Raw genomic sequence first — 26,656 nt, forward strand, 5'->3', positions numbered from 1 at the left:
GTTGGAAGCCGAATGTCCGAAGGAGTGATGTCATGCCGGGCCAGGGACGCAGTCCTGTTCTCATCATCGCGGCCATCCTCACGCTCCTGATCGGACTCGCCCTCGCCGTCGGGGGCGTATGGCTGATCACGCTGGGCGGATCCTGGTACTACCTGATCGCGGCCATTGGCTTCCTCCTGACCGGCATCCTTCTCCTCGCGCGACGGCCCGCAGCCCTCTGGGTATATGCGCTCGTCGTCGCCGGTACGCTTGGCTGGGCTTTGTGGGAGGTGGGTCTGCACTGGTGGCCGCTGGCGGCACGCGGCGACGTGGTGTTCCTGATCGGCTTTCTGCTGCTCACGCCCTGGGTGACGCGCAACCTCGCCGATCGGCGCAGCACCGCGTCGGACCATCGCAGCGAGGCCGTGCGGCCCGTCTCCGCCTTTCGGGGCGCGGGGCTGCCGCTGACGGGCATCCTGGCCATCGCTCTCGCGGTCGCGGTGGCCTCCTGGTTCACCGATCCCACACGGATCGAAGGCACGGCTCCGGGGCCGCGGGCCGAGGTGCCCGACGATGCACTCGGCGTTCCGCCCGGCGAATGGCACGCCTACGGACGCACGGCCTACGGCCAGCGCTACTCGCCGCTCAACCAGATCACCCCGGCGAACGCGGCCCAGCTCCAGGAAGCCTGGACCTATCGCACAGGCGACGTGCGGGGCCGTCCCGGCGACCCGGAGGAGACCACCTTCCAGGTCACGCCGCTCAAGTTCGGCAATCGCCTCTTTCTGTGTACGCCGCATCAATCGATCATCGCGCTCGACGACACGACGGGACGCGAGGTCTGGCGCTACGATCCGAAGATCCGCGGCGAACTCGCCCTCCAGCATCTCACCTGCCGCGGCCTCTCTTACTACCGTGGCAATGGCGCTGCCGCGGCAGCCCCCGTGCCGGCGCCTGCGCCTACGCCCCTCACGACCGCCTCTCCGCCCCTGGATCTGCCAGTGGCGGCGAGTGAGCGGCCAGCCGCCGACAACTGCCCGACGAAGCTCTTCATGCCCACCGCGGACGGTCGTCTGATCGCGCTGAACCCGGAGAACGGCGCCGTCTGCACGGCCTTCGGCGGCGGCACGGGACAGATCAATCTCTGGGCCAACATGCCCAACGTGAATCCCGGCGCCTATTACTCCACCTCGCCGCCCGCCGTCGCGAAAAACCTGATCATCGTCGGCGGCACCGTGCTCGACAACGTGTCGACGAGCGAGCAGTCCGGCGTCATTCGCGCCTTCGACGTAAACACGGGCGCTCTGGTCTGGAACTGGGACTCGGGCCGGCCGGACGTGACAACGCCAATTGCGCAGGGCGAAACCTATGTTCCCAACTCGCCCAATTCCTGGTCGATCTCCAGCGTCGACGAAGCCTTGGGGCTGATCTACATCCCGCTCGGCAACCAGCCGCCGGATCAATGGGGCGGCAACCGCAGCGCCAATGTGGACCGGTTCTCCTCCTCCGTCGTGGCGCTCGACATTGCGACCGGTCAGCTGCGCTGGGTGTTCCAGACCGTCCACCACGATCTGTGGGATTACGACGTCCCCTCGCAGCCGAGCCTCGTCGACCTGACGGTCGGTGGGCAGACCGTACCGGCTCTCGTGCAGCCGACCAAGCAGGGAGAGCTCTACGTGCTCGACCGGCGCACCGGCCAGCCCGTCCTGCCGGTGACCGAGAAGCCCGCCCCGCAGGGCGCCGCGCAGGGCGACCGCACCGCGCCGACGCAGCCCGTCTCGGCCCTGTCCTACGATCCGCCGCCGCTCACGGAGCGCGACATGTGGGGCGCGACGATGTTCGATCAGCTCGCCTGCCGCATCGCGTTCAAGAAGCTGCGCTACGAAGGCCGCTATACGCCGCCCTCCCTGCAGGGCACCCTGGTCTATCCGGGCAATTTCGGCGTGTTCAACTGGGGCAGCGTCGCGGTCGATCCGGAGCGGCAGATCGCGTTCACGACGCCGACCTACATCGCCTTCGTGTCGCAGCTCGTCCCGCGCCAGGACGACAAGACGCTCTACGTCCAGGGTGAGAACCGGCCGGAGAGCAGCCTGCCGGCCTTGAACGAGAATTTCGGCGCGCCGTTCGCCGTGAAGCTCTCCGCCTTCACCTCGGCGCTCGGCGTTCCCTGCCAGGCGCCGCCCTGGGGCTACGTCGCGGCGGCCGACCTGACCACCGGCAAGATTCTCTGGAAGCACAAGAACGGCACCGTGCGCGATGCCTCGCCGATCCCGCTCCCCTTCCCGATGGGCGTGCCCAATCTCGGCGGTCCGATGATGACGGCCGGCGGCGTCGCGTTCCTGTCGGGAACCATCGACTATTACGTCCGCGCCTATGACGTCTCGAACGGCAACCAGCTCTGGGAGTCGCGGCTCCCCGCTGGCGGTCAGGCGACGCCGATGACCTATACCGGCGCGGACGGACGGCAATATCTGCTCGTGGTGGCGGGCGGCCATGGTTCGCTCGGCACCAAGGCGGGCGATTATGTGATCGCCTATGCCTTGCCGAGAACCTGACGGGAGGCGTTCATGAACCGAATCATTGCTGGCTTGGTCACGCTGTTCTTTTCCGCGACCGCCGCCTTGGCGCAGGCGAGCCCGCCCGTGGAAGGCGCACCCGCCAATACGCCCGGTGCCGCGGAGGGCACCGGGAGCAGCTGGTGGCTGATCGTTGTGGTCGTAGTGGCGATCATCGCCATCTGGTTCGTGGCCCGACGGCGAAACCGGCCTTAGGCCATAGGTCGCGGCCGGTTGTTACCGCCCATCCTGTTTCAACGATCCGGAATCCGCGCCGCCCGTCGGAGCGCCTCCGGTGCCGAGCGAGCCCGTGGACGTCCCCGGGCCTCCGGCCGGAAGCGTGCCGCCCGGCTGCAGCGGCGTCGAGAGCCCTGATGGGGCGCGCGGCGGATGAGCGGATGAGAACCAGTCGTCGTCCGAGGGGCTTCCGCCCGGCGCCGGAGAGGCCCCGCCCGCACCATGCAGGAGCGCATCATCCCCAGGGGCCGATCCCTTCCCCTGCTGCATGCCGGCCGGGCTCGACGAGCCGCCCGCCCTGTAGGTGCTGGCTCCTGAGCCGGTTTTGTCCATCGTGCCGCGACGGGAGCCCTCCAGGCTGCGGTCGATGACTCCGCTCTCGAGCGGGAATGGCGGCTCCGGACGCCGGGGCGGCACGTGCACCGACCTGTTCTGCCGCGAGCCGGCATGGCCGGAGCGGGTCATGGTCCACAGGAGCGCCCCGGCCCCGACGGCCGCAAGACCGCCGAGGACCCCGAACACGGTTCCGGTCGGAAGACCGTAGCGGCTGGGCATCATGGATTGCGGCATATGCCAGCGCTCGGCCTCGTAGGAGGCGATCCGCTCGCGCTCGTACTGGCGCCACAGGTGCTTGATCTCGGACGGGGAAAATGCGCCCCGGGCGACGATCATCACGCCGTTCTCCTCCAGCGTGAACGCGTGGCGGATCGAACCGGTGAGGTCCTTGAAGTCGGAAGCCCAATCGGCGCTATCCTTATCGGGCCGGGCGGCGAGCCTGTCGAGCTCACGGAGGATCTCGTCCTGCTTGCCTTCGAGATCGGCCAGATAGCTCGCCGTGCGCTCATGCCCCGACAGGGCCGGATAGAGCACGTTCTGCTGCGCGGCGATATGCCGTTCCAGCTCGTCCTGGAGATCGGCGAAGAGTTCGGCGCGGCTGTTGGGCCCGCTCCCCGTCGCCCGCAGCACCTCACGGCAGAGCTCCTCGATGTTCGCGTGGTCCGCCACAACCATCTGCCACAATTCCATGGGGGCCTCCTCTCATGCCGGATAGGCATGAACCATGCCTGATAAGCATGAACGGTCAGAGTGGACCGCTGTTCCGCCGCCGGCGGACTTTGGCCCGGCTAGCCCCAAAGACCCTCCGGCCCTTAAAAATGCCGCAGAGGTGACAAGGTTAATCCGGAATTGCTATGAACAAAGTCAAAGCTGGGCCTTGCGCATGGGAGGCGCAAGGGCTTGTCCGAAGCCCCAAGAAGCGTGAGAGATCGATGAACGCGCAGACCCCGCAAGCCTTCGACGCCGTCGCTCCTGCCCCCGTGAATCTGCCGACCTATGACGATGTGATCACGGCGGCGTGGCGCATCGACGGGGTGGCCCACCGAACGCCGGTTCTGACGTCCCGCACCGCCGATGAGCGCACGGGCGGAAGGCTCTTCTTCAAGGCCGAGAACCTCCAGCGCGGCGGCGCGTTCAAGTTCCGCGGCGCCTACAACGCGATCGCCAGGCTATCCCCCGATGCGCGCAAGCGCGGTGTGGTCGCATTCTCCTCCGGCAACCATGCCCAGGCCATCGCCTATGCCGGACAGCTGCAGGACGTGCCGACCGTCATCATCATGCCGCAGGACGCCCCGGCCATGAAGGTCGCAGCCACCAAGGGCTATGGCGGCGAGGTGGTGCTCTACGACCGCTATAAGGAGGACCGCGAAGCGATCGGCCGCAAACTATCGCAGGAGCGCGGGCTGACCCTCATTCCGCCCTACGATCATGAGGACGTGATCGCCGGCCAGGGCACGGCCGCGAAGGAGCTGATCGAAGAGGTCGGCCCGCTCGACATGCTGCTCGTCTGCGTCGGCGGCGGCGGCCTGCTGGCCGGCTCGGCGCTCGCGTCCAAGGCGCTCTCGCCCGATTGCCGGATCTTCGGAATCGAGCCGGAAGCCGGCAACGATGCGCAGCAATCGTTCCGCACGGGGTCCATCGTCCGGATCCCCGTGCCCGCCACCATCGCGGACGGCGCGCAGACGACCTATGTCGGCAACAAGACCTTTCCCATCATGCGCGCCCTGGTCGACGACATCCTGACCGTGTCGGACGCGCAGCTCGTGGACACCATGCGCTTCTTCGCCGAGCGCATGAAGATCGTGGTCGAACCTACGGGCTGCCTGGCGGCGGCGGCGGCGCTTCACGGCATCGTGCCCTGCAGGGGCAAACGCGTCGGCATCATCATCAGCGGCGGCAACGTCGACCCGAGGGCGCTCGCAGGCTTTCTCGCGGGGTAGAACCTCTCGCGACATCGTCGCGGGCGGCCCTGTCGGCCCGGGACGCCACGGCTTTTCAGGTTGAGGCTTTCACGGCGAGAACCGCGTAGCGATGCTGCGTCGCGCGCTCGAGCCCCTTGAGCAGCGGCAGGTTCTTCGCCTGGGCCCGGTGGATCGGCTTGAGGTCGCGGTCGATGATCGCCCGGGCGAACCCCGCCTCGCGCAGAAGCCCCGCGACCTCCTGTGCCTGCGCTCCCTTTGAGAAGTACACGCGGCTCAGGATGCGCTCGTGGGTCTCGCGCATGGCATTGGGCGCATGCGGAGCCCCGGCGAGCCCCGGTACGAGCTTCTCGACGAAGCGGATCACGCGTTTGACGATCGTATCCGAGACGAAATCGCCATCGACGACGAGCAGGCATCCGCCGGGCTTGAGCAGGGAATGCCACTCCCGGAAGGCGGCCTTGGGATCGACCAGCGTCCAGACAAGATGACGCGTGACGAGCACGTCATAGCTCTCCGGCTGCTCCAGGGTGCGTTCGGCGTCGCCCATGACGAAGCGGATGTCGGCTCCGCGCTTGGCCGCCTTGGCGCGGGCCTGGTTCAGCATCGCGTCCGACCAGTCGAGACCCGTGACGGTAAAGCCGAGGCCATGCAGCAGATGGGAGATCACGCCCGTGCCGCTGGCGAGATCGAGGGCCTTTCGGCCCTCGCCGGGACCGAGATGGCGCAGGAAGAGATCGCGCCATGCCTGCCGTTCCTCTTCCGAGAAGATCTCGTGCCCGACCTGCTCGTCGAAGGTCGGCGCACGCAGGGACCAGTAGTCGCGGATCTCGTCTCGGAGAGTGTAGTTCGAGTTCATTGAAGGCTCACGAACGCAGGTGAATTCCGCGCTCCTCTAGGCAGAATTTTTGGAACCGTCAAACTATAATCATTATAAACTGTAGAATAGAACGATTATAAACTAGGCGAATACTTTCATTCCTTATAGCAATTCTAAAAGATATTCCTTGCACGGCAACTATTCGAGACATAGGAAATGCGCGCTTTCCTCAAGATGCGAGGCGCGTCATGCAACTCTCCAAGCTGATCTTCGGCGCCGCCCTGGCGCTTGTCGGGCTTCTGCCCATCTCCTCTCAAGCCGCCGACAGGATCAAGGTGACCGACATCACCGGCCGCCAGGTCGAAGTGAAGGCGCCGGTCGAGAAGGTCATCCTCGGCGAGGGACGCCAGATGTACTTCGTGGCGACGCTCGACACCGATCAGCCGTTCAAGCGCGTGGTCGGGTGGCGCGACGATCTGCAGAAGGCGGATCTCGACGGCTACAAGGACTACCTGGCCAAGTATCCGCAGATCGACAAAATCCCCACCTTCGGCGGCTTCAAGGAGGGCACCTTCGACGTGGAGCAGGCCGTCTCCCTCAAGCCCGACGTGATCCTCCTCAACATCGAGGCCAAGACCGCCACCGACGACGCCAAGCTCATCGAGAAGCTCGCCAAGATCGACATTCCGGTCGTCTTCGTGGACTTCCGCGAGAAGCCTTTCGAGAACACCGATGCCAGCATGCGCCTCATCGGAAAGCTGTTCGGCAAGGAGGCGCGCGCGGAGGAGTTCATCGCGTTCTGCAAGGCGCAGATCGATCTCGTAACCGATCGCCTCTCCAAGGCGAATCCGCCGAAGCCCGTCGTGATGGTGGAGCGCGCAGCCGGCTATTCCGACGATTGCTGCATGTCCTTCGGCAACGAGAACTTCGGCAAGTTCGTGGAGGTCGCAGGCGGGCAGAACCTCGCGGCCAAGATCATTCCGGGCACCTTCGGCGTGGTGAACCCGGAGCAGATCATCGCGGCCAATCCGGATCAGGTCATCGTCACGGGCTCGAACTGGGAACTCTACGTTCCGGGCGGCGCCTGGGTGGGCGTCGGCTCCGGCGCAGACAAGGCCAAGGCCCGGGAAAAGCTCGCCGCGCTGATGAAGCGCCCCTCCTATACGGGCGTGAAAGCCGTGCGCGACAACCAGGTCCACGCCATCTGGCACCAGTTCTACAACAGCCCCTACCAGTTCATCGCCATCCAGGCCATGGCCAAGTGGCTGCACCCGGACCTGTTCAAGGACCTCGATCCCGAGACCACCATGAAGACGCTCTACGAGCGCTTCCTGCCCGTCCCTTACAAGACCGGCTATTGGGTCTCCCTCGCTGACAAGGAATAGGCCCTTGGCCCACTCGCCCGCCATCGCCATGCCGCAGGGGCGCGGAGCCTACCGCGTCCTCGTCCAGCGCAAGAAGCTCGTGCTTCTTGCGCTCGGCCTTGTCCTCGTCCTCTCGGTGATCGCCGATCCCGGCCTGGGACCGGCGCGCTATTCCATGCGTGAGGTCGTGCTGGCGCTGATGGGCTCCCCCGACGTCTCGCTGCAGACCAGCGTGGTGATCTGGGACATCCGCATGCCGGTGGCACTGATGGCGGTCGTGGTGGGGGCAGCCCTGTCGGCCGCGGGCGCGCAGATGCAGACGATCCTCAACAACCCGCTCGCCAGCCCCTTCACGCTGGGCATCTCGGCGGCGGCGAGCTTCGGCGCCTCGATCGCCCTCGTGTTCGGCGTCGGCATCCTGCCCTGGGCCATCGACTACGTGGTGTCGATCAACGCGCTTCTCATGGCCATGGCGGCGGCTCTGTTCATCCATTTCATGAGCCAGAGGCGCGGCGTCACGGTCGAGACCATCGTGCTGCTCGGCATCACCCTGGTCTTCACCTTCAACGCGCTCCTCGCGCTGGTGCAGTATCTCGCCTCCGAGCAGGCGCTCGCCGCCGTGGTGTTCTGGACCATGGGCAGCCTCACCCGCGCCACATGGCCGAAGCTGGCCATCACCACGGCCGTGGTGGCGATCTCCCTCCCGCTCTTCATGCGCCGCGCCTGGGCGCTCACGGCGCTTCGTCTCGGCGACGACAAGGCTGCGAGCTTCGGGGTCAACGTGCGCTGGCTGCGCCTCGAGACGATGATGATCATCAGCCTGCTCGCCGCCGTGCCGGTCGCCTTCGTCGGCACCATCGGGTTCATCGGCCTTGTCGGTCCGCACATCGCCCGCATGCTGGTGGGCGAGGATCAGCGCTATTTCCTGCCCGCCTCCGTGCTGTCGGGCGCGGCGATCCTGTCGCTGACGTCCGTCATCAGCAAGTCCATCGTGCCGGGAACGATCTTTCCTATCGGCATCATCACGGCTCTCGTGGGTGTGCCGTTCCTCTTCAGCCTGATCATGTCCAGCCGGAGGCGCTCATGGTAGCGACCCTGCAACTCACCGATGTCGGCGTGCGCTACGGCAAGCAGGAGGTGCTTTCGGGCGTCACCACGCCGGTGCTGAAGGGCGGCGAGGTCACGGCCGTGATCGGGCCGAACGCCGCCGGCAAGTCGAGCCTGTTCCGGCGCATCGCGGGCCTCCTCGACGGCCCCGGCACCATCCGCATCGGCGACGGGGCGCTCCGGCCCGACCCGGGCCATGTCTGCTACATGCCGCAGGACACGTCGGTGAACACGGTGCTGACCGTCTACGAATCGGTGCTGCTCGCCCGCAAGCAGGGCGCCGGCCGCAAGGTGACGGACGACGATCTTCATGAGGTCGACCGCATCCTCTACGACCTGCAGATCGAGCCTATCTCCTTCAAGGGCCTGCACGAACTCAGCGGCGGTCAGCGCCAGCTGGTCTCGCTCGCTCAGGTGCTGGTACGCGACCCGAAGATCCTGCTCCTCGACGAGCCCACGAGCGCCCTCGACCTGCACCGGCAGGTGGAGGTGCTGGCCCTGATCCGCACGCTCGCGAGGGATCGCGGAATCTGCGTCATCCTGGCCATCCACGATCTCAATCAGGTCCTGCGGGTGGCCGACCGGGTGATGGTGATCGATGCCGGCACGATGGTCTCCTGCGGGCCGGTGGAATCGGTAATCACCCCGGCTCTGCTCCAGACCATCTACCGGGTGGAAGGCCGCATCGAGCGCTGCTCGCGCCAATCCCCGCACGTGATCATCGACGGGCCGCTTGGGCGGGCCTGAGGCAGCACCGTCCCGGCACGATAGCCGCTCTCAGCGCTTCCTGGAAGCGGAAGCCTGAGTCTCCTTCAGGGTCGTCTCGACCTTGTCGAGCTTGTCCTCGATCTTATCGAGCTTCGTCAGGATCTGGTACAGCAGGTCAGGCACGACACGGGCATGATCGACATTCTCGCGGGACGCTTTCGCGGTCGCCTGCACGGCCTCGATCAACTCGCGCATCTCCGAGCGTGTCGCGGTCACCGCGTCGGCGGACGTCGCAGGGCTGGTTTGGGCTGCGGCCTGGCAGGCGAAACCGATTGTCAGAACAGAGGCGATGACCACGAGGCGCATTGTCGGGCTCCAGGAGAGGGCAAGAAGAGATCTCAAGATGTCGGCAGCAAAGCAAAGACTTTCTTCAGGCGGCGACGCGTTCTTTGTTGAAAGACAGGTGCGTGCCGTCTGAACCGTCATAACGGCTTCTTTACCCTACAGGGTCATTTCGCTCGCCATTCCGGGCATCTGCCCGAACCTGTCCTCATCGCAGGCGCGCCTGCCGAATCGAAAGGAGATGTCCGTGCCGATGCGACGTTATTCCAGGCTTGCGGGTGCTTTTATGGCCTCCGTCCTGACCCTGTCCCCCGCCTTAGCCGCCGGCTCCGATCGGGACGCGAAGGTGCGCCAGGCCGTCGACGCGGCGGTGAAGCCGGTGATCGAACGCTTCGGCATCCCTGGACTGGCCGTCGCGGTGACGGTCGACGGCAGGCGCCACTTCATGGATTACGGCGTGGCCTCGAAGGATCCTCGTGTTCCTGTCACGCGAGAGACGCTCTTCGAGCTCGGATCGATCAGCAAGACGTTCACCGCCACCCTGGCGACCCTCGCGGCGGTCGAAGGCCGGCTGTCACTGACCGACCCCGTCAGCCGGCACATGCCGGAACTGAAGGGCAGCGCTCTCGATCAGGTGCGGCTCCTCGACCTCGCGACGCATACGGCGGGCGGCTTTCCCCTTCAGTTGCCGGCAGCCGTGAAGGATCAGAAGCAACTCACTGCCTATTACCGTGCATGGAAACCGAAAGCCGCCCCCGGCACCCAGCGCAGCTACGCCAATCCGAGCATCGGCCTTCTCGGCCTGGCGACCGCCCGCGCCATGGACGCAAGCTTCGAGATCCTGGCGGGACGGCTGTTCCGCGATCTCGGCCTGCAGCGCACCTTCATCGACGTTCCCGCGGCGGAGATGGCGTCCTATGCCTGGGGCTACAATCGCGACGGCAAGCCCGTCCGCGTGTCGGACGCTCCCCTCGCGGCAGAGGCCTATGGCGTGAAGTCGAACGCGGTCGACATGCTCCGCTTCCTTGAGGCGAACATGAGTATCGGCCCGGTTCCGGAGAAACTCGCCCAGGCACTTCGTGCGACGCAGACCGGCTATTTCCGCTCCGGCGGACTGATCCAGGATCTCGTGTGGGAGCAATATCCCTATCCGGTCGCCCTCGACACCTTCATCGCCGGCAACACGATGAACCAGAAGGTCCATCCGGCAGTCGCGATCGACCCGCCCATAGCGCCGCAGCAGGACGTAATCGTCAACAAGACCGGGTCGACCCTCGGGTTCGGGGCCTATGCGGCCTTCGTTCCGGGCAGGAGGGTCGGGATCGTCATGCTGGCGAACAAGGCCTATCCCAACGAGGCCCGGGTGGAGGCAGCCCACCAGGTGCTCTCGAGCCTGACGGAATAGGCCGCGCCAAACAAGAGAGGGCGAGCTAGCACTCGGTTTTCTGTTTCGTCGTGGTGTCGCCGAACTCGTTCGTCTTCTGCTGCGTCGTTGTCGAGCATCCGGTGCTGCCGGTCGCCCCCACGTCGCGGTGCTCGATGATCACGTCCTTCCGGTCGGGACCGGATGCGGCGCCACCGGCGATGCCGCCGATGCCCGCGCCGACAGGCCCGCCCACCACGGCTCCGGCCGTGCCGCCGGCGATTGCGCCGGCCGCGGCGCCGCCCTCCTCCGCGCTTGCCAGGGTCGGGACCGTCAGAAGCAGCGCGGCAGCCGCGAACTTGAGATCAGAAACACGCATGACCTGCTCTCCACATGTCGAAGAAGACTCCGCCATGACAACGGTGAAGGCAGCGCCGCGTTTCAGCGTGGCCATTGCGGGGGTTGTGGCCTCGAGACTGCGGCTACAACCCTTTGGGACGATCCCTCGAAGGAGCGGCCGCGATTAACACGATGTTAATCGGCCGTGGCGGACAATCGTCGATCATCCAGGGAAGACCGCTATGGTTTCCGATTCCCGTTCCAAGGCGATGGTCCTTGTCGTCGACGATGACGCTATCGCCCGCGAGCTCGTCACTCATCTTCTTCGAGCGGGCGGATACGACGTGACAGCCGTCCCCAATGGAGAGCGCGCGCTGCTGATCCTGTGCCAGCAGGGTGACGAGATCGACTGGCTCGTGAGCAAGTTGGACCTGCCGGGACTCGTCTGCGGCTTCATCCTGAAAGACGAGTATGAGCGGCTTCATCCCGATCGGCCCGCGCTGCTGATCACATCCCTCGATCCAGCCCGGATGTCGTCGGCACGCGCGGTCTTCGTCCCTCCTGCGGCTCCGGTCAGAGTGCTCGAGGCTCTGCAGGTTCTCACAAGCCCGGATACGCCGCGGGTTGTGCCGTTTCCGAGCGCGAAGGCGGCCTGATCGCTCCGGCGGCCCAGCGCCGTGCGGCACCGTTGCGCCGGAGCCCGGACGCGGGCCCTTCTGCCTCTCTCGTGCGTTAACGATCTCGTTACCCCTGTCCGGCATACCGACAGGATGACCTATTCCCGCGACACCAAAGCCGTCTCCGAGTTCACCGGCGAACCCGTCAGCACTTGGTCCGAGGAATGGCGGATCGAGACCGAAGCCCGGACCGTCCTGAAAATGTCCAAGCAGGAGCGGGATGTCTTCTTCAACGGGCGGAAAGACGAGAACGGGAAGACGGTCGACCGCGGGGTGGCTGGCATCCGGGGGCCAAAAGCGGTCGATGAGATCAAGGCCACCATGGAGCGGCTGCAGGAAGCCCGTACCAAGCCCCGATGACGGACAGGACTCCTAAAAGAGCCGGCTCCTAGAAATAAAAAGAAAAGAAAAGGGCCGCGCCCAGTCTTTAACGACCGTGTTCGCGACCCTTCGAACCGTATTTGCCCCTACGGTTTGCTCGGATTAAATCATATGAGATGATCGATCAAGGGCAAATAGTTCGCAAATGAACGGTCTGAAGCGTCAGAATAGCGCAGATATTCTATTGACACGCCTCATTCGTGTCACGGACCGTCACAATTTGGCCAAACTACTCCCTGAATAGATAGGTTCACCGACCTGATTATTTGCCCCTACGGGTCGGACCTTGAAGCGCCCCGAACGCGGGCGCTTTCTTTTTGGGGCCGGAGCCTCCACCTGTTCGAGGCTCCACTTGCTTCCGCCATAATCAGGAAGCATTCAGGTTTCCTGTGAGATGATCGCACCGGCGTTAAGGCGATTTTCCGTGATCCCGCACCGCATCCTTCTGGCGCTTGCCCAGTCCCTGCTGGCGCTCCTGCTCATGGCAGGAACCGCGCAGGCGAAGCCGTGCCTGATCGATGACCGGGATCGTCTCGGCGCGGCCGAGACCGCGCTGGCTCTTCCCGGCGATATCGTCGAATCGCCGGAACGCGTCCTGGCAGACCTCCAGGCCGTGCCGGGTGGCGACGATGCCCCGGGCTCCATCCTGCCGGGCGTCACCCCCACGGTCGTGATCGATCATGCCCGCCTGATCAGGACAGGCTGCATCGCCTATCCGAACGCCCCACCCTCGCACCGGCCCTGCGCCGCTCCCCCGACCGGTCCTCCCTTCGTCTGAGCTTTCGCGGCGCCGTCGTGCGCCGCGCTCCCGTGTGCCCCTGTCGCGGCACACCCCTGCTCATGCTTTGACGCGGTTCAAAGCACCCAGGCGCCCGATTGACGGCGCCGAAAGACCACTCAGGCGAGATCTCCCATGCCCACCACCGCTCTTCGCACAGCCGAGGCGTGTCCCGCCGCCGAGGCGCAGCAGACGCCCGGGATGGCCCCGGCCGCTGAGGTCACCCCTCCTCACCGGCGCCCTTGGTTCCTGCGCTGGATGATGCCGGCTCTCGCCCTGGCAGGATGCGGGGCCCTCGCAGCCTTGCTCATGCGGCTTGTGTCCGGGCTCGATCTCGCGACTGTGGCCGCCAGTGCCCTCAGCACACCGGTCCCACTTATCGGAATCTCCCTGCTCCTTGCCGCCGTCAGCTATGGGGCCCTCATCGGGTATGATGCCTTCGGCGTCCGTGCCGCCACCGAGAAGACGGTGCCGCTCAGGACCGTCGCGCTTGGGTCCTTCACGAGCTACGCCATCGGCCATACCCTGGGCTTTCCGCTCGTCACGGCGGGCGCCGTGCGCTGGCGGATCTATGGCGGGGCGGGTCTGAGCCTGAGCGAGGTCGCCAAGCTCACCGCCGTCGCCGCCATGACCCTGTGGGTCGGGATGGCCGGGGTGCTCGGGCTGAGCGCCGCTCTCGAGCCGCAGGCCCTCGCCGCCCTCGACCATCTGCCCACAGGTCTCAACTGCAGCCTCGGGATCGCACTGCTGGCCGGCCTTGCGGCTTACTTGGCCTGGAGCCGCGGGAGCGGACGGGAGATCGGACGGGGCCGGATGCAGATCCGCGTGCCGGGCGGCGGAGCGGCGCTCGTCCAGATCGGCCTCGGCCTGACGGACATCTGCGCGGCCGCCGCAGCCCTGTGGGTGCTTCTCCCGGCCGATCTCGGCATCGGCTTTCCTGTCTTCGCGGCCGTTTTCGCGAGCGCCATCCTGCTGGCCGTGGTCAGTCACGTGCCGGCCGGGCTCGGCGCCTTCGAGGCGGCCATCCTGCTGGCCTTTCCGCAGGCTCCGGCAGCCGAGCTGCTCTCGGCCGTCCTCGTCTGGCGGCTCACCTACACGCTGATTCCGTTCCTGTTCGCCGTGGCACTGTTCCTGGCCCACGAGGTGCGGCGCTCGGATGCGAAACTCACCCTCGCGGCGCGGCGCGTCCGGCGTCTCGTGCTGCCCTTCGTGCCGGCCGCGCTGGCCATTCTCACCTTCATCGGCGGTCTCGTGCTGCTCACGTCCGGCGCGCTTCCCAACGATTACTCGCGCGTGCGGGCCCTGCGGCTTCTGGTGCCCCTGCCCTTCGCCGAGGTCTCGCACCTCGTCGGCAGCACGGCGGGCGTCGTGCTCCTCATCCTGTCTCGCGGCCTGATGCGCCGCCTTGCCAGTGCCTGGACCCTGTCGGTCGTCGTCATCGGGGCCGGCATCGTGGTGTCGCTGGCCAAAGGCTTCGATTGGGAGGAGGCGCTTGTTCTCGGGGCCGTTCTCACCCTGCTTCTGACCCACCGCTCGGCCTTCTACCGCAAGGCCGGGATCTTCGCCGAACCGCTGGAGCCGCGCTGGCTCGTGGCCGTGGCCTTCATTCTCGGCTGCTCCCTCTGGCTCGGGTTCACGGCCTTCCAGGACGTCGACTACAGCCATGACCTGTGGTGGCAGTTCAACTGGCACGACGATGCGTCCCGCTTCCTGCGCAGCAGCCTCGGGGCCATCATCATCGGGGCCGCCCTATCGCTCTACGCGATGATCCATCGTCATCCCGATGCGCGCCGCGTGGAGCCCCTGAAGCCTGACGCGCTCGCGCCCGCACTCGCCTGCGCCGAACGCGCGGACGCGCATCTCGCCCTCCTCGAAGACAAGCGCTTCCTCTTCCACCCCTCGGGCGAAGCCTTCCTCATGTATGCCGTGCGCGGCAAGAGCTGGATCGCCATGGGCGACCCCATCGGCAAGCCCGAACATGCCGCCGACGTCATGTGGCAGTTCCTCGAGGAGGTGGACCGGCATGCGGGTTGGCCCGTGTTCTATCAGGTCAGCCCGACTCACCTGCCGCTCTATCTCGACGGCGGGCTGTCCCTCGTGAAGCTCGGCGAGGAAGCGCATGTGGATCTCGAAACCTTCACGACGGAGGGCAAGGCCGGCAAGGACTGGCGTGCGGCGCTCAACCGCGCCAAGCGGGAGAACCTAGAATTCGCCATCATCCCGGCTGCCGAGGTACCTGGCCATCTCGCCGAACTCAAGAGCGTCTCGGATGCCTGGCTCGCCGGGCGCGGCGCCGGCGAGAAGGGCTTCTCGATCGGCTTCTGGTCGGAGCGCTACCTGTCGTATTTCGACGTGGCCGTGATCCGCCGCGACCGCCGCATCGTGGCCTTCGCGAACATCTGGTACGGCCAGCCCGGGGGCGAGATCACCATCGATCTCATGCGCTATCTTCCGGGCATCTCCGGAATCATGGACCTGCTCTTCGTCAGCCTCATGCAGGAGGGCAAGGCGCGCGGCTACCGTTGGTTCAACCTCGGCATGGCGCCGCTCTCGGGCCTGTCCGAGCATCGCCTGGCCCCGAGCTGGCACAAGGTCGCTGCCTTCGTGGCGCGCAACGGGGAGCGCTTCTACTGCTTCAAGGGATTGAGGGCCTACAAGGAGAAGTTCGGCCCCGCCTGGGAGCCGCGCTATCTCGCGAGCCCGGGCGGCTGGGCGCTGCCGCAGATCCTGCTCGACGTGAGCAACCTGATTTCGGGAAGCCCGATCAAATCCATCAGCAAGGGGGCGAGATCATGAGGGCGTTCAAGCATATCCAGAACCTGACCATCGTGGCGTCCGTCGTCGCTCTGATGTTCGGAAGCGTGCTGCTCGGCCGTTCCGCATGGTCGGCCCTGACGCCGCCAACCGTCTCCACCACGACCATCGACGTCGAGGGCTTCGGCCCCGTCGACATCGTCCGGGCGGAGGATCGTCCCTCGAGGGGCCTGGTCATCCTGGTAGCCGATGAAGCCGATGCGCTGGCGCGCCGCGAGGACGCCCTGGCCCTGGCGAAGGCCGGGCTGGTGGCGGTCTCCTTCAACTTCGACGCCCTGCGCGCGGATTTCGCCAAGTCGCCGCCCGAGGACGAGTGCCACTACGTGTCGGACGACCTGAAGGATCTCGCCCAGGCGGTGCAGCGCAAGCTCGGACTGCAGCGATACTTCTTCCCGGTGATCGCCGGACGGGGCGACGGAGCCGCCTTCGCCTATGCGGCCCTCGCGCAGGCTCCGGCCAACACCCTCGGGGGGGCCATCGGGATCGGGTTCAGGCCCCTGTTGAGAACCGACAGGACCTATTGCTTCGATCCCAAGCTCGAACCTGCGGGCGACGGCTTCTTCGCCCTGCGCCGGGTGCCGGATCTGCCCGCGCCGTGGCGGGCCATCGCACCGGAGCGCGAGCGTCAGGCCGTCGAGGCCTTCCAGGGCGACGGCGACGAGGTCGCCTTCGTGCCGGCCGAGGATGACGCCGCCACTCGCGATGCCCTGGTCGACAGCGCGGTCGAACTGGGCAAGACCGGCGAGCGCGGCCACTCGCAGCTGCCGGTCTCAGTGATCGCCCCCGAGGGGCCGGCGAAAGGTCTCGCCATCATCATCTCGGGAGACGGCGGCTGGCGGGACATCGACAAGTCCATCGGCGAATGGCTCGCGCAGAAGGGCATCGCCGTCGTGGGGCTCGATTCGCTGCGCTACTTCTGGTCCAAGAAGAGCCCGAAGGACGTGGCCGCCGATCTCGGCCTGCTGTTCGACCATTACGGTGCGGAATTCGGGACCGACCGCTACGCGATCGTCGGGTTCTCGTTCGGCTCCGACATCATGCCCGACGTGTGGCCGGAACTGCCGAAGGCGATCAGAGACCGGATCGGTCTCGTGTCGCTCCTGGCGCTCGGCACCAACGCGGATTTCGAGGTGACCGTGGAGGGTTTCATCGGCGCGGCCTCAGCAGAGAGCCGGCCCTTGACCCCTCTCCTCCATCAATTGCCTCTCGACAGGACGCAGTGCATCTACGGCAAGGAGGAGGCAGAGGACAACGAGACCTCCTGCACGGCGCCCGAACTCGGCGACACGCAACGGATCGAACTGGACGGCGGCCATCATTTCGACGGCGACTACGCCAAGGCCGCGGAAGCGATCTGGGGGCGGCTCAAACCGATCCCATAAACGACGGCACGCCCCGTATCAGCCGGCCGTCAGGACGAACCCTGCGGGGCGAAGAAGCAGATGATCGCGTGGGTCGTCGGCTCCTCGCAGATGTGGAACTTTCCATCCGGGGACATCTTGGCCTCGTCGCGACCGACGAGGCGCCCGTCCCAGAGCCGCCAACCCTCCTCGGTCTCCGTCACGGTCTCGCCTCTGGCCTGCGCCAGTTCGCGGCAATCGTGATCGCTGCAGCACCATGTCGGATACCAGCCATGCGCCAAGGCCGGCGCGCCGAGGAGCCAGCCCACGATTGCGAATGTTGTCCGTCGCCGACCAGCGACCATCCTGGCTCAGCCCCTCCCGAGGATCCCCCAAGCGGCAAGCTTATCCTGGATCCGCGCTCGCGCCACCCTACCCCACCGGCATGGCCGATACGGCCGAGCCTCAGCGGCAACGCGCCGCAAGGGGACGAGGGCGACGGCCGGCATCACTCGTTCGTCTGGAGATAGGGCTCGACCTTGCCCTTGAGCTTGATGGTCATGGGATTGCCGAAGCGGTCCTTGGCATTGCCGGCGGTCACGCGAACCCAGCCCTCGCTGACGCAATACTCGTCCACATTGGTCTTCTCGGCCCCGTTGAAGCGGATTCCCACCCCCTTCGCGAGCAGCTCCTCGTCGTAATAGGGGCTGTTCGGGTTCGAGGACAGGCGGTCGGGAAGGGTGTCAGTCATGCGGGGTTCTTTCCGGCGATGGATCGTTCGGGCGGCAACCTACTCCGTCGGGGACGGAATGCCAATTCCGACTGACCCGACGTGACAAGCCCGATGCAATGTCCTACTTTCGTAGAATTCATCTAAGGTAACGTAATAATCCGCAGCAAAGCGGAGGCAGATCAGGGAGATGGCGTTGTCCGCAGCGACAGACGGGATTCACACCGATTTTTCAGACGGCATGAGCTATGGGGACTATCTCCGGCTCGACACCCTCCTCTCCGCCCAATCTCCCCTGACGGCCGAGCACGACGAACTCCTCTTCATCACCATCCATCAGGTGATGGAGCTCTGGCTGAAGCTTCTCAACCGGGAACTCGATACCGCCCTGGCGCATATCCGGGCCGACGAGCTCCAGCCCGCCTTCAAATGCACCGCGCGCATCAACCGGATCCAGGAGCAGCTGATCCAGGCCTGGACGGTGCTCTCCACCATGACCCCGTCCGATTACCTGAGCTTCCGGCCGGCGCTCGGGAAGTCCTCCGGGTTCCAGTCCTGGCAGTACCGGCTGGTGGAGTTCAAGCTCGGCGCCAAGGACGCGGCCAAGATGGCGCCGCACCGCCACCGGGGCGACTTGGCCGAGCAGCTCGAGGCCGCCTACCGGGCGCCGAGCCTCTACGACGAGGCCCTGCGCCTCCTGGCCCGGCGCGGCTACGCGATCCCGGCCGAGGTGCTCGATCGCGACGTGACGCAGCCGTATGCGGCCAGTGCGGGCGTGGAAGCCGCCTGGGAGGAGATCTACCGCCATGCGGGCGAGCATTTCGATCTCTACGAACTCGCCGAGGAACTGGTCGACCTGGAGGATGCCTTCCAGCAATGGCGTTTCCGGCACATGAAGACGGTGGAGCGCATCATCGGCATGCGCAGCGGCACGGGCGGCAGCAGCGGCGTGACCTACCTGCGCAAGGCGCTCGAGCGCTACTTCTTTCCCGAACTCTGGTCCGTGCGCGGCAGGCTTTGACGGAGGGGATGCGCCATGCTTGATCTTCGCCAGCATTTCTCCCGCTTCCTCAACACCGAACCGGACCGCCTGCACTTCTCGGCCCACAGCCATCATCCCTGGCCCGACGTGACGCGCGACGCGCAGCTCCAGGCCTGGGACGATGCGGCCCGCCTTATCGACGACAAGTGGGAGCATGTCCTGGGCCCGGTCCTCGACGAATATCGCGGCCACGTGGCCTCGCACCTCAACCTGCCCGATCCGTCGACCATCGCGGTGGCGCCCAACACCCACGAATTCCTTAAGCGCATCCTCTCCTGCTTCCCGGTGGACCGCCCGGTCCGGATCCTGACCTCCGACGGCGAATTCCACTCCTTCACGCGCCAGATCGCCCGGCTGGAGGAGGAGCGGATCGTGGCCGTCACGCGCGTGCCGGCGGAGCCCTTCACGACCTTCGAGGACCGATTCTTCACGGCCGCCCAGGACGGCTACGATCTCGTGTTCGTCAGCCAGGTCTTCTTCAATTCCGGCTTCGCGCCGGACGGTCGCAGGCTCGCCGAATGCGCCTGCGACGGGGCCATGATCGTAATCGACGGCTATCACGGCTTCATGGCGAGGCCGACGGATCTCGGCGGCATCGCGGAGCGCGTGTTCTACATGGCCGGAGGGTACAAATACGCGATGGCCGGCGAAGGCGCGTGCTTCATGCATTGCCCGCCCGGATGGGGCCTGCGCCCGCGCGACACCGGTTGGTACGCGGCCTTCGGCAACCTCACCAACGCGCAGGGCGGCCAAGTCGGCTACAGCGACGACGGCTGGCGATTCATGGGTGCCACCTTCGATCCCTCAGGCCTCTACCGCTTCAACGCGGTGATGCGCTGGCTCGCGGACGAGGGCATCACGCCGGGCATCATTCACGCCCACGCGAAGGCGCTGCAGCAGCACTTCCTGCGCCGCATCGAGGCGTCGGCCCTGTTCGAGCGCGCGTCGCTCGTGGTGCCGGCGGACGAGACGCGGCGCGGCAACTTCCTCACCTTCCAGACGCCCGAAGCGCAGACGATCCATCGCGACCTCTCGGAGCTGCGCGTGGTGACCGACGTCCGCGGCCAGCGCCTGCGCGTCGGCTTCGGCATCTATCAGACGGAAGAGGAAGTGGACGATCTCGTGCGCCGCATCGACGAGGCCGGCGCGCTGGAATCACTGCCCATCGACAGGCCGTCGGCCGCCTAGAGCATCGATCCCTTAAGCGGCGCATCGTTCGTCGCGGACCCAAAGGGCCGCACAATGCGCTGATCGTCAGCGGAGCGGCTGAACCTCGGCACGTTTCGCGGCGGCCCGCGCCTCCAGGCGGGCCGGATCCTGCCGACCGCATTTGAGACGTCGCAGATCCGCGGCCGGCGCCGGTCCTGCGGCCTTCATGGTGCGCAGATTGCCGACGGGGCTCGCTCCTTCCGACAGGCCGGTGTTAAGAAGGTCCCGCATGACCAGTGTCCGGGTCGCGGCGCTCGGCGATCCGAGCACCACCCCGATGACGCGCCTGTCTCCACGCAGGGCCGAGACGGCCACGTTGAACCCGGAGGCGCAGACGAAGCCGGTCTTCGAGGCCTCGAGACCCGCGTAATCCTCCACCAGCTTGTTGGTGTTCTTGAGCATCCGGCCGTTGACGGTGATGGAGGGCGTCCTGAGCAGGTCCATGTGGTCGCCGTGGTAGCTCAGGAGCACCATCATGAGCACGGCCATGTCCCGCGCATTGGTCACCTGACGGTCGTCGTGCAGACCGGTCGGGTTGGCGAACCGGGTCCCGGTCATGCCGAGGCGCCGCGCCTCCGCGTTCATGGCGGCCACGAACGCCTCCTCGCTGCCGCCGATGGCCTCCGCGACCGCGAAGGTGACGTCGTTGGCGCTCTTGACCATCATGACCGTGATCGCGTCCTCGAGCCTCAGGGACGTGCCCGGCGGGATGCCGAGCTTCGTGGGCGCCTGGGACGCTGCCTTCGCGCTCATGACCACGGACGTGTCCATGCCGACCTGGCCCGCGCGCACGGCCGAGAGGGCGAGATGCGCCGTCATCATCTTGGTGAGCGATGCTGGATGCCAGGAGCGGGTCGCCTCCTGGGCGGCGAGAACGTCGCCCGTGGACGCGTCCACCAGCAACATGGGAGAGGCGCCGACGCCGGCAGGCATCAGGAGAAGGCCGGCAGCCAGGAGGAGCGAGAGCGGCTTCATGGCCGGATCGTTGCCCGAACCGTGGCCTGAGGCAAGCGCAACCGGGCAAAAACTGCCCCGCTCTACCCCTTTCGAGATGCGCACCGCCGGTTCGAGGCCGCGGGCGGAACCGTCACACGGCCGCTTCGGCCAGCATGAGCACGATGCCGAGCGCCACAAGGGCGATGCTGGGCCAATGATGCTTGGGATGCAGGGAACGCGCCCGCTCCCGCGGTTCCAGGGTGGCGCCTCCCTCGGTCGAGCCCATGCGATGAGGGTCGCTCAGGCGCCCCTTCCAGAGCACCTGACCGGCCGCGAGCACGATCCCGGCCACGATGAGCAGCGCACCGATCCAGATGAGGACCATGCCCGAATGCATGCGCCCCTCCCCGATGGAGTTCGACCCCCGAGAGCATAGCACAGGCCCGGGGGAGAACACAGGCGGACGGGGATGGCTCACCCCCCACGCGGTCAGGCCGCCTGCCCGGCGCACCAGCCGGACGACCACGCCCATTGGAAATTGTACCCGCCCAGCCAGCCGGTGACGTCCACCACCTCGCCGATGAAGTAGAGACCGGGCACCGCCTTGGCTTCCATGGTCCGGGAATCGAGGTGGCGCGTGTCGACGCCCCCGAGCGTCACCTCGGCCGTCCGGTAGCCTTCCGAGCCGGCTGGCTTGAAGCGCCAGCGGTTGATGGTCTCGGCAATGGCCCTGAGCCTCTTGTCGGAATAATCGGCTAGGTTGGCTGGTCCCTTCTCGGCTTCGGCGATCAGCTGGGCCAAGCGCTTGGGCAGGAAGGCGGACAGAGCGGTCTGAAGCGCCTGCCGGCCATTCTGCGCGCGTGCCTCGCGCAGTTCCTCGAACAGATCGACGCCCGGCAGCATGGACAGCACAATCTCGTCGCCCTCGCGCCAATACGAGGAGATCTGAAGGATCGCCGGTCCGCTCAGGCCGCGATGAGTGAAGAGCAGCGCCTCGGCGAAGGTGGTCTTCCCGCAGCCCGCCACCGCGTCAACCGCGACGCCCGCCAGGGGCGCGAGGCGCTCAAGCATCGACGGCTCCAGGGTGAGCGGCACGAGGGCCGGCCGCGTCTCGACGATGGGCAGGCCGAATTGCTGCGCGAGATCGTAGCCGAACCCGGTGGCGCCCATCTTCGGAATGGACTTTCCGCCCGTGGCGACCACGAGAGACCGGCATCGCACCGCGCCTTGCGAAAGCGTGAGCGCAAACCCATCCGGCGTCTTCTCGACGGTGTCGACGGAGGTCGAGAGCCGCAGCTCCGTGTTCGCCCGACGCATCTCGTTCAGGAGCAGATCGACGATCTGCTTCGACGAGCCGTCGCAGAAGAGCTGGCCCAGGGTCTTCTCATGATAGGCGATGCCGTAGCGCTCCACGAGAGCGATGAAGTCGCGCTGCGTATAGCGGCGCAGGGCCGAGATGGCGAAGCTCGGATTGCGCGAGATGAAGTTGGCCGGGGCGGCGTTGAGATTGGTAAAGTTGCAGCGGCCGCCGCCGGAAATGCGGATCTTTTCGCCGGGCTTGGCCGCATGGTCGAGGACGAGCACGGAACGGCCGCGCTTGCCGGCCTCCGCCGCGCACATCATCCCGGCAGCCCCGGCGCCGATCACCACAACGTCGAACTGATCCAAGAGAAGTCTTCCTGAAAGAGATGTCTCGGCGCCACCGCTTGGAATTGGCACGGAGGGTTGGCGTGGAAACGAGATGGTGCCGTTGGTAGTAAACCTCGGGACGGGGCGCAAGTAGGGGTGCTAGTATCAGCGCATAGCCTCCCCACGACCTCCCCACGGCCTCTCACGTCATGGCCGGGCTTGTCCCGGTCACCCCGGTCGTATGAAGCGGGGCGCTTCCATGATCGGGATCACCGGCACAACGCCGGTGATAACGCGATATTGTCGGTCAGGTGAGCGCCCCTTCGCCGGGCAATGTTTGCGGCCGCAGCGCCCAATCGATTGAAGCCGATGGGTCCGGGGTGTACCATCGGGATGTTTCAAAGCAACCGCGCTGCCCGAAGCGACGGTGTGTCAGTTGAGCCGTCCTCCCGGCATGCGAGCGTCCTCGTCTCACAGGAGGTTGTCATGACGATCGCACCCACCCTTCAACGCTACATGTCCGATCAAGGCATCAGCTACGATCTGATCGCGCACGAACCGGCGATGACGTCGCTCGGCACGGCCCATGCGGGGCATGTGCCGGGGGACCGGCTCGCCAAGGGCATCATGCTCAGCAATGGTCAGAGCTACATGCTGGCCGTTCTGCCGGCCTCGCACCACCTGCGCCTGTCCGATCTCAAGACGGAGCTTGGCCAGGAGTTGCGCCTGGCCTCGGAGGACGAGATCGTCGAGGTGTTCCGCGACTGCGATCGCGGAGCCATTCCGCCCGTCGGCACGTGCTACGGCCTCGACGTCATCGTCGAGGACAGCGTGGAACGCCAGCCCGACATCTATTTCGAAGGCGGTGATCACGCCACCCTGGTCCACGTGAAGGGCGACGACTTCGCGCGCCTCAACCCGCGGGCCCAGCACGGCACGTTCAGCGACCGGATGTAGCCTCGGCCGGGAGGTCTGAAGCCTGATCGCCGGTCCGCGTCATGCGGCTCGGCTCGGCTCGGCTCGGCGGCACGATGGAACCGTGATAGATCGCCTGTCGTTCAGGCCCCGGCGCGGGGCCTGAAATCCTGTGTTCCCTTCATCCGGTCCCACCGCTCCGCCCCATGTCCCATCTTGCCGAATACGGCGGCCTGTTCGCCGCGGCCTTTCTCTCGGCCACCATCTTCCCGTTCCAGTCGGAGGCCGTGCTCTTCGCCATGCTGGTGGCCGAGCACTATCCCTGGTGGCTCCTGATTGCCGTGGCGAGCGTGGGCAACATCCTGGGGTCCGTCGTGAACTGGTTCCTGGGACGGTTCTTCGCCCGCTTCGAGGATCGGGCCTGGTTTCCGGTGAAGCGCCGGCAGATGGCGAAGGCCGAGGGGTGGTATCACCGCTACGGGCGCTGGACGCTGCTCCTGAGCTGGCTGCCTGTCGTCGGCGACCCGCTCACCATTGTGGCGGGCGTGATGCGCGAGCCCCTGCGGGTCTTCATCCCGCTCGTGGCCCTCGCCAAGACGGGGCGCTATCTCGCCGTCGGCGCCCTGAGCCTGGGCTGGATTTAAGGCCCCTGCAGGCTCGACCAGATCTCCTCCAGGTGCCGCGGCCCCAGTACGGCCCCGGAGGCGGCGCGGATGACCGCCTCCATGCCGGCCGGCGGCTCGTTGTTCATGGCCCAGTGAACGGCCTCGCGAAGGGTGGCGAATTCCCGCACGTCGCTCGGATGGCCTTGGCCGGCCGTGCCGATCGGTTCGTATTGCAGATGGGCCGGGGCATCCAGTTCGGCTTTGCTCAGCATGGCGCGGTCCTGCCTCGTTCGTGTGGATTTGAGCAGGACAACGTTCTTCGGGCTCAAGGCGTTGCAGCCTGGTGATCGGCAGAAGGCCCCTCGACGTCATCACCGGCCCTGCACGGGTGATCCCGCTCCCGGAGGCGCTGCGCTCTTCCGATCGGGATGGCCGGGACAGGCCTGGCCATCACGGACGAACCGCCAAGCCTCAGCAATTCCATTGCGGGAAAGCAGGCGCGACCACAAGGAATGGCAATTTTCCTTGCAAGTTACGCAATTTCAGTCGAACAAGGCCGCAAAGTTCAGCGCGTCGTGCAGACCCGGAGGGTCGTGGGCCATGATGCGCCGCTTAAGGGATGGAGCATCGGATCGATCCCAAAAGTGCAACGACTTTTGGGTCCAATGCTCGAGGGGAAACCATGCCAGCCTATCGTTCTCGCACCACCACCCACGGCCGCAACATGGCAGGGGCCCGCGGCCTCTGGCGGGCGACCGGAATGAAGGATTCCGACTTCGGCAAGCCGATCATTGCGGTGGTGAACTCCTTCACCCAGTTCGTGCCGGGCCACGTCCACCTCAAGGACCTGGGCCAGCTCGTGGCGCGTGAGATCGAGAAGGCCGGCGGCGTCGCCAAGGAGTTCAACACCATCGCGGTGGACGACGGCATCGCCATGGGCCATGATGGCATGCTCTACTCCCTGCCCTCGCGGGAGCTGATCGCCGATTCCGTGGAATACATGGTCAACGCCCATTGCGCCGACGCCATGGTGTGCATCTCCAACTGCGACAAGATCACGCCCGGCATGCTGATGGCCGCCCTGCGGCTCAACATCCCGGTGGTGTTCGTTTCCGGCGGCCCGATGGAGGCCGGCAAGGTCGTGCTCAATGGCGTGACCAAGAAGCTCGACCTCGTGGACGCCATGGTGGCGGCCGCCGACGATAAGGTGGCGGACGAGGACATCAAGGTCATCGAGCGCTCCGCCTGCCCCACCTGCGGCTCGTGCTCGGGCATGTTCACGGCCAATTCCATGAACTGCCTCACGGAGGCGCTAGGCCTGTCGCTTCCCGGCAACGGCTCGACGCTCGCCACCCACGCCGACCGCCGCCGCCTCTTCGTCGAGGCCGGCCACCTGATCGTCGACCTCGCCCGCCGCCATTACGAACAGGACGACGCCAGCGTGCTGCCGCGCGCGATCGCCTCCTTCGCGGCCTTCGAGAACGCCATGACCCTCGACATCGCCATGGGCGGGTCGAGCAACACGGTGCTGCACCTGCTGGCCGCCGCCCACGAGGCGGAGGTAGACTTCACCATGGCGGATATCGACCGCCTGTCGCGCCGCGTGCCGGTGCTCTGCAAGGTCGCGCCCGCCGTCGCCAACGTCCACATGGAGGACGTACACCGGGCCGGCGGCATCATGGGCATCCTGGGCGAGCTCGACCGCGCCGGCCTCCTCGACACCTCGGTGCCGACGGTTCATTCCGAATCCCTGAAAACGGCCCTCGACCGGTGGGACGTGCGCCGCACCAACAGCCACGCCGTGCACGAGTTCTTCAGCGCCGCGCCCGGCGGCGTGCCGACCCAGGTCGCGTTCAGCCAGGAGAGCCGCTACGACAGCGTCGACACGGACCGGGCCGCCGGGACGATCCGCGACAAGGACCACGCCTTCTCGCAGGACGGCGGCCTCGCGGTCCTGTCGGGCAATCTCGCCCTCGACGGTTGCATCGTGAAAACGGCCGGCGTCGACGAGAGCATCCTGGTGTTCTCCGGCCCCGCCGTCGTGTTCGAAAGCCAGGACGACGCGGTGAGCGGCATCCTGAACGGCAAGGTGCAGGCCGGCGACGTGGTGGTGATCCGCTACGAGGGTCCGCGCGGCGGCCCCGGCATGCAGGAGATGCTCTACCCCACGAGCTACCTGAAGTCGAAGGGACTGGGTAAAGCCTGCGCGCTCATCACCGACGGTCGCTTCTCCGGCGGCACCTCGGGCCTGTCCATCGGCCACGTTTCGCCGGAAGCCGCCGAGGGCGGCACCATCGGGCTCGTCCAGGACGGCGACCGGATCGAGATCGACATCCCGAACCGCCGCATCAGTCTCGCCGTCGACGAGGCCGAGCTGGATCGCCGCCGCGCCGCCCAGCAGGCGAAGGGCTGGCACCCTGCCGCTCCCCGCAAACGCAAGGTCTCGGCGGCCCTCAAGGCCTACGCGATGCTTGCCACCAGCGCGGCCAAGGGCGCGGTCCGGCAGATCTGACGCGAACCGGCCGCGTTCC

The 26,656-nt window shown here is 66.4% G+C and carries 27 protein-coding genes; 17 read left to right on the top strand and 10 right to left on the bottom strand.

All coding sequences use genetic code 11. From position 1 onward, the window contains the following. Positions 1-32 precede the first annotated feature (32 nt). Positions 33-2,534 (top strand): glucose/quinate/shikimate family membrane-bound PQQ-dependent dehydrogenase, encoded by a 2,502-nt coding sequence (locus KBI52_RS26275; RefSeq protein WP_210812248.1) that lies wholly within the window; start codon positions 33-35, stop codon positions 2,532-2,534. Between the two features lie 12 nt (positions 2,535-2,546). Beyond that, the gene (locus KBI52_RS26280) at positions 2,547-2,750 is read left to right on the top strand and encodes a hypothetical protein (RefSeq protein ID WP_173948868.1); all 204 of its coding nucleotides are present in this window, start codon (positions 2,547-2,549) and stop codon (positions 2,748-2,750) included. 21 nt (positions 2,751-2,771) lie between these two features. Here KBI52_RS26280 and KBI52_RS26285 read toward each other — a convergent pair whose 3' ends face one another. Continuing rightward, entirely contained in the window at positions 2,772-3,797 is a 1,026-nt protein-coding gene (locus tag KBI52_RS26285) for a hemerythrin domain-containing protein (protein WP_210812249.1), read from the bottom strand. A 242-nt stretch (positions 3,798-4,039) separates the two neighbouring features. Between KBI52_RS26285 and KBI52_RS26290 the strand changes: the two genes are divergently transcribed. Then, entirely contained in the window at positions 4,040-5,047 is a 1,008-nt protein-coding gene (locus tag KBI52_RS26290) for a threo-3-hydroxy-L-aspartate ammonia-lyase (RefSeq protein ID WP_173948866.1), read from the top strand. A 55-nt stretch (positions 5,048-5,102) separates the two neighbouring features. On the opposite strand, the gene KBI52_RS26295 is transcribed toward KBI52_RS26290, so the two are convergent. After that, the gene (locus tag KBI52_RS26295; RefSeq protein ID WP_210812250.1) at positions 5,103-5,885 is read right to left on the bottom strand and encodes a class I SAM-dependent methyltransferase; all 783 of its coding nucleotides are present in this window, start codon (positions 5,883-5,885) and stop codon (positions 5,103-5,105) included. A 209-nt stretch (positions 5,886-6,094) separates the two neighbouring features. Here KBI52_RS26295 and KBI52_RS26300 point away from each other — a divergent pair, with 209 nt between their 5' ends. The 3 genes from KBI52_RS26300 to KBI52_RS26310 are packed head-to-tail and all read left to right on the top strand — an operon-like array spanning position 6,095 to position 9,064. Beyond that, on the top strand, positions 6,095-7,231 hold the full coding sequence (locus tag KBI52_RS26300; protein WP_210812251.1) for an ABC transporter substrate-binding protein: 1,137 nt from the start codon (positions 6,095-6,097) through the stop codon (positions 7,229-7,231). A 28-nt stretch (positions 7,232-7,259) separates the two neighbouring features. After that, entirely contained in the window at positions 7,260-8,300 is a 1,041-nt protein-coding gene (locus tag KBI52_RS26305; RefSeq protein ID WP_371823215.1) for a FecCD family ABC transporter permease, read from the top strand. Further along, entirely contained in the window at positions 8,294-9,064 is a 771-nt protein-coding gene (locus KBI52_RS26310) for an ABC transporter ATP-binding protein (protein ID WP_210812253.1), read from the top strand. Before KBI52_RS26305 ends, KBI52_RS26310 begins: the two co-directional genes overlap by 7 nt. A gap of 30 nt (positions 9,065-9,094) precedes the next feature. Here the strand turns inward: KBI52_RS26310 and KBI52_RS26315 are convergent, their stop codons facing one another. Continuing rightward, complete coding sequence (locus tag KBI52_RS26315) at positions 9,095-9,391, bottom strand: hypothetical protein (protein ID WP_173948861.1); 297 nt, start codon at positions 9,389-9,391, stop codon at positions 9,095-9,097. 229 nt (positions 9,392-9,620) lie between these two features. Here KBI52_RS26315 and ampC point away from each other — a divergent pair, with 229 nt between their 5' ends. Continuing rightward, complete coding sequence (gene ampC, locus KBI52_RS26320) at positions 9,621-10,772, top strand: class C beta-lactamase (RefSeq protein ID WP_210812278.1); 1,152 nt, start codon at positions 9,621-9,623, stop codon at positions 10,770-10,772. A gap of 25 nt (positions 10,773-10,797) precedes the next feature. On the opposite strand, the gene KBI52_RS26325 is transcribed toward ampC, so the two are convergent. Continuing rightward, positions 10,798-11,109, bottom strand: a complete 312-nt coding sequence (locus tag KBI52_RS26325) for a hypothetical protein (protein WP_210812254.1) — start codon at positions 11,107-11,109, stop codon at positions 10,798-10,800. A gap of 202 nt (positions 11,110-11,311) precedes the next feature. On the opposite strand from KBI52_RS26325, the gene KBI52_RS26330 reads away from it, so the two are divergent. The 5 genes from KBI52_RS26330 to KBI52_RS26350 all read left to right on the top strand — a co-directional run bounded on the left by KBI52_RS26330 (position 11,312) and on the right by KBI52_RS26350 (position 17,101). Further along, on the top strand, positions 11,312-11,725 hold the full coding sequence (locus KBI52_RS26330) for a response regulator (RefSeq protein WP_210812255.1): 414 nt from the start codon (positions 11,312-11,314) through the stop codon (positions 11,723-11,725). 114 nt (positions 11,726-11,839) lie between these two features. Further along, on the top strand, positions 11,840-12,106 hold the full coding sequence (locus KBI52_RS26335; RefSeq protein WP_173948857.1) for a hypothetical protein: 267 nt from the start codon (positions 11,840-11,842) through the stop codon (positions 12,104-12,106). A 445-nt stretch (positions 12,107-12,551) separates the two neighbouring features. Continuing rightward, positions 12,552-12,905 (top strand): hypothetical protein, encoded by a 354-nt coding sequence (locus tag KBI52_RS26340; protein WP_173948856.1) that lies wholly within the window; start codon positions 12,552-12,554, stop codon positions 12,903-12,905. 135 nt (positions 12,906-13,040) lie between these two features. Next, positions 13,041-15,701, top strand: a complete 2,661-nt coding sequence (mprF, locus tag KBI52_RS26345; protein ID WP_210812256.1) for a bifunctional lysylphosphatidylglycerol flippase/synthetase MprF — start codon at positions 13,041-13,043, stop codon at positions 15,699-15,701. Continuing rightward, positions 15,698-17,101: a virulence factor family protein gene (locus tag KBI52_RS26350; protein WP_173948854.1), complete on the top strand. Its 1,404-nt coding sequence runs from the start codon at positions 15,698-15,700 to the stop codon at positions 17,099-17,101. The genes mprF and KBI52_RS26350 overlap by 4 nt, the downstream gene beginning before the upstream one ends. Positions 17,102-17,130: 29 nt before the next feature. Here the strand turns inward: KBI52_RS26350 and KBI52_RS26355 are convergent, their stop codons facing one another. Both KBI52_RS26355 and KBI52_RS26360 read right to left on the bottom strand, forming a co-directional pair. Continuing rightward, positions 17,131-17,388, bottom strand: coding sequence for a hypothetical protein (locus KBI52_RS26355; RefSeq protein ID WP_173948853.1), 258 nt, complete (start codon positions 17,386-17,388; stop codon positions 17,131-17,133). 179 nt (positions 17,389-17,567) lie between these two features. Further along, on the bottom strand, positions 17,568-17,810 hold the full coding sequence (locus tag KBI52_RS26360) for a DUF3297 family protein (protein WP_173948852.1): 243 nt from the start codon (positions 17,808-17,810) through the stop codon (positions 17,568-17,570). A 169-nt stretch (positions 17,811-17,979) separates the two neighbouring features. Here KBI52_RS26360 and kynA point away from each other — a divergent pair, with 169 nt between their 5' ends. After that, the gene (gene kynA / locus KBI52_RS26365) at positions 17,980-18,810 is read left to right on the top strand and encodes a tryptophan 2,3-dioxygenase (protein WP_173948851.1); all 831 of its coding nucleotides are present in this window, start codon (positions 17,980-17,982) and stop codon (positions 18,808-18,810) included. Positions 18,811-18,825: 15 nt separating this feature from the next. Beyond that, positions 18,826-20,019 (top strand): aminotransferase class V-fold PLP-dependent enzyme, encoded by a 1,194-nt coding sequence (locus KBI52_RS26370; RefSeq protein WP_173948850.1) that lies wholly within the window; start codon positions 18,826-18,828, stop codon positions 20,017-20,019. A gap of 66 nt (positions 20,020-20,085) precedes the next feature. Here KBI52_RS26370 and KBI52_RS26375 read toward each other — a convergent pair whose 3' ends face one another. The 3 genes from KBI52_RS26375 to KBI52_RS26385 all read right to left on the bottom strand — a co-directional run bounded on the left by KBI52_RS26375 (position 20,086) and on the right by KBI52_RS26385 (position 22,644). Next, the gene (locus tag KBI52_RS26375; protein WP_210812257.1) at positions 20,086-21,015 is read right to left on the bottom strand and encodes a D-alanyl-D-alanine carboxypeptidase family protein; all 930 of its coding nucleotides are present in this window, start codon (positions 21,013-21,015) and stop codon (positions 20,086-20,088) included. A gap of 112 nt (positions 21,016-21,127) precedes the next feature. After that, positions 21,128-21,373 carry a hypothetical protein gene (locus KBI52_RS26380; protein ID WP_173948848.1) on the bottom strand — a complete coding sequence of 82 codons (246 nt, stop codon included), beginning with the start codon at positions 21,371-21,373 and terminating at the stop codon, positions 21,128-21,130. A 92-nt stretch (positions 21,374-21,465) separates the two neighbouring features. Continuing rightward, positions 21,466-22,644, bottom strand: a complete 1,179-nt coding sequence (locus KBI52_RS26385; protein ID WP_210812258.1) for an NAD(P)/FAD-dependent oxidoreductase — start codon at positions 22,642-22,644, stop codon at positions 21,466-21,468. Positions 22,645-23,091: 447 nt separating this feature from the next. On the opposite strand from KBI52_RS26385, the gene KBI52_RS26390 reads away from it, so the two are divergent. Then, positions 23,092-23,562, top strand: coding sequence for an aminoacyl-tRNA deacylase (locus KBI52_RS26390; protein WP_173948846.1), 471 nt, complete (start codon positions 23,092-23,094; stop codon positions 23,560-23,562). Between the two features lie 164 nt (positions 23,563-23,726). Continuing rightward, on the top strand, positions 23,727-24,164 hold the full coding sequence (locus KBI52_RS26395) for a YqaA family protein (protein WP_173948845.1): 438 nt from the start codon (positions 23,727-23,729) through the stop codon (positions 24,162-24,164). Here the strand turns inward: KBI52_RS26395 and KBI52_RS26400 are convergent. Then, positions 24,161-24,397 (bottom strand): hypothetical protein, encoded by a 237-nt coding sequence (locus KBI52_RS26400; RefSeq protein ID WP_173948844.1) that lies wholly within the window; start codon positions 24,395-24,397, stop codon positions 24,161-24,163. The genes KBI52_RS26395 and KBI52_RS26400 overlap by 4 nt on opposite strands. A gap of 410 nt (positions 24,398-24,807) precedes the next feature. Between KBI52_RS26400 and ilvD the strand changes: the two genes are divergently transcribed. After that, positions 24,808-26,637: a dihydroxy-acid dehydratase gene (ilvD, locus tag KBI52_RS26405; RefSeq protein ID WP_173948843.1), complete on the top strand. Its 1,830-nt coding sequence runs from the start codon at positions 24,808-24,810 to the stop codon at positions 26,635-26,637. Positions 26,638-26,656 lie beyond the last annotated feature (19 nt).

Source organism: Microvirga sp. HBU67558 (assembly GCF_018069605.1).
In the GTDB taxonomy this organism is placed as follows: domain Bacteria; phylum Pseudomonadota; class Alphaproteobacteria; order Rhizobiales; family Beijerinckiaceae; genus Microvirga; species Microvirga terrae.

Coding starts and splice junctions, on each gene's coding strand:
- KBI52_RS26275 (WP_210812248.1), top strand. CDS start 33: ATGCCGGGCCAGGGACGCAGTCCTGTTCTCATCATCGCGGCCATCCTC.
- KBI52_RS26280 (WP_173948868.1), top strand. CDS start 2,547: ATGAACCGAATCATTGCTGGCTTGGTCACGCTGTTCTTTTCCGCGACC.
- KBI52_RS26285 (WP_210812249.1), bottom strand. CDS start 3,797: ATGGAATTGTGGCAGATGGTTGTGGCGGACCACGCGAACATCGAGGAG.
- KBI52_RS26290 (WP_173948866.1), top strand. CDS start 4,040: ATGAACGCGCAGACCCCGCAAGCCTTCGACGCCGTCGCTCCTGCCCCC.
- KBI52_RS26295 (WP_210812250.1), bottom strand. CDS start 5,885: ATGAACTCGAACTACACTCTCCGAGACGAGATCCGCGACTACTGGTCC.
- KBI52_RS26300 (WP_210812251.1), top strand. CDS start 6,095: ATGCAACTCTCCAAGCTGATCTTCGGCGCCGCCCTGGCGCTTGTCGGG.
- KBI52_RS26305 (WP_371823215.1), top strand. CDS start 7,260: ATGCCGCAGGGGCGCGGAGCCTACCGCGTCCTCGTCCAGCGCAAGAAG.
- KBI52_RS26310 (WP_210812253.1), top strand. CDS start 8,294: ATGGTAGCGACCCTGCAACTCACCGATGTCGGCGTGCGCTACGGCAAG.
- KBI52_RS26315 (WP_173948861.1), bottom strand. CDS start 9,391: ATGCGCCTCGTGGTCATCGCCTCTGTTCTGACAATCGGTTTCGCCTGC.
- ampC (WP_210812278.1), top strand. CDS start 9,621: ATGCGACGTTATTCCAGGCTTGCGGGTGCTTTTATGGCCTCCGTCCTG.
- KBI52_RS26325 (WP_210812254.1), bottom strand. CDS start 11,109: ATGCGTGTTTCTGATCTCAAGTTCGCGGCTGCCGCGCTGCTTCTGACG.
- KBI52_RS26330 (WP_210812255.1), top strand. CDS start 11,312: ATGGTTTCCGATTCCCGTTCCAAGGCGATGGTCCTTGTCGTCGACGAT.
- KBI52_RS26335 (WP_173948857.1), top strand. CDS start 11,840: ATGACCTATTCCCGCGACACCAAAGCCGTCTCCGAGTTCACCGGCGAA.
- mprF (WP_210812256.1), top strand. CDS start 13,041: ATGCCCACCACCGCTCTTCGCACAGCCGAGGCGTGTCCCGCCGCCGAG.
- KBI52_RS26350 (WP_173948854.1), top strand. CDS start 15,698: ATGAGGGCGTTCAAGCATATCCAGAACCTGACCATCGTGGCGTCCGTC.
- KBI52_RS26360 (WP_173948852.1), bottom strand. CDS start 17,810: ATGACTGACACCCTTCCCGACCGCCTGTCCTCGAACCCGAACAGCCCC.
- kynA (WP_173948851.1), top strand. CDS start 17,980: ATGGCGTTGTCCGCAGCGACAGACGGGATTCACACCGATTTTTCAGAC.
- KBI52_RS26370 (WP_173948850.1), top strand. CDS start 18,826: ATGCTTGATCTTCGCCAGCATTTCTCCCGCTTCCTCAACACCGAACCG.
- KBI52_RS26375 (WP_210812257.1), bottom strand. CDS start 21,015: ATGAAGCCGCTCTCGCTCCTCCTGGCTGCCGGCCTTCTCCTGATGCCT.
- KBI52_RS26380 (WP_173948848.1), bottom strand. CDS start 21,373: ATGCATTCGGGCATGGTCCTCATCTGGATCGGTGCGCTGCTCATCGTG.
- KBI52_RS26390 (WP_173948846.1), top strand. CDS start 23,092: ATGACGATCGCACCCACCCTTCAACGCTACATGTCCGATCAAGGCATC.
- KBI52_RS26395 (WP_173948845.1), top strand. CDS start 23,727: ATGTCCCATCTTGCCGAATACGGCGGCCTGTTCGCCGCGGCCTTTCTC.
- KBI52_RS26400 (WP_173948844.1), bottom strand. CDS start 24,397: ATGCTGAGCAAAGCCGAACTGGATGCCCCGGCCCATCTGCAATACGAA.
- ilvD (WP_173948843.1), top strand. CDS start 24,808: ATGCCAGCCTATCGTTCTCGCACCACCACCCACGGCCGCAACATGGCA.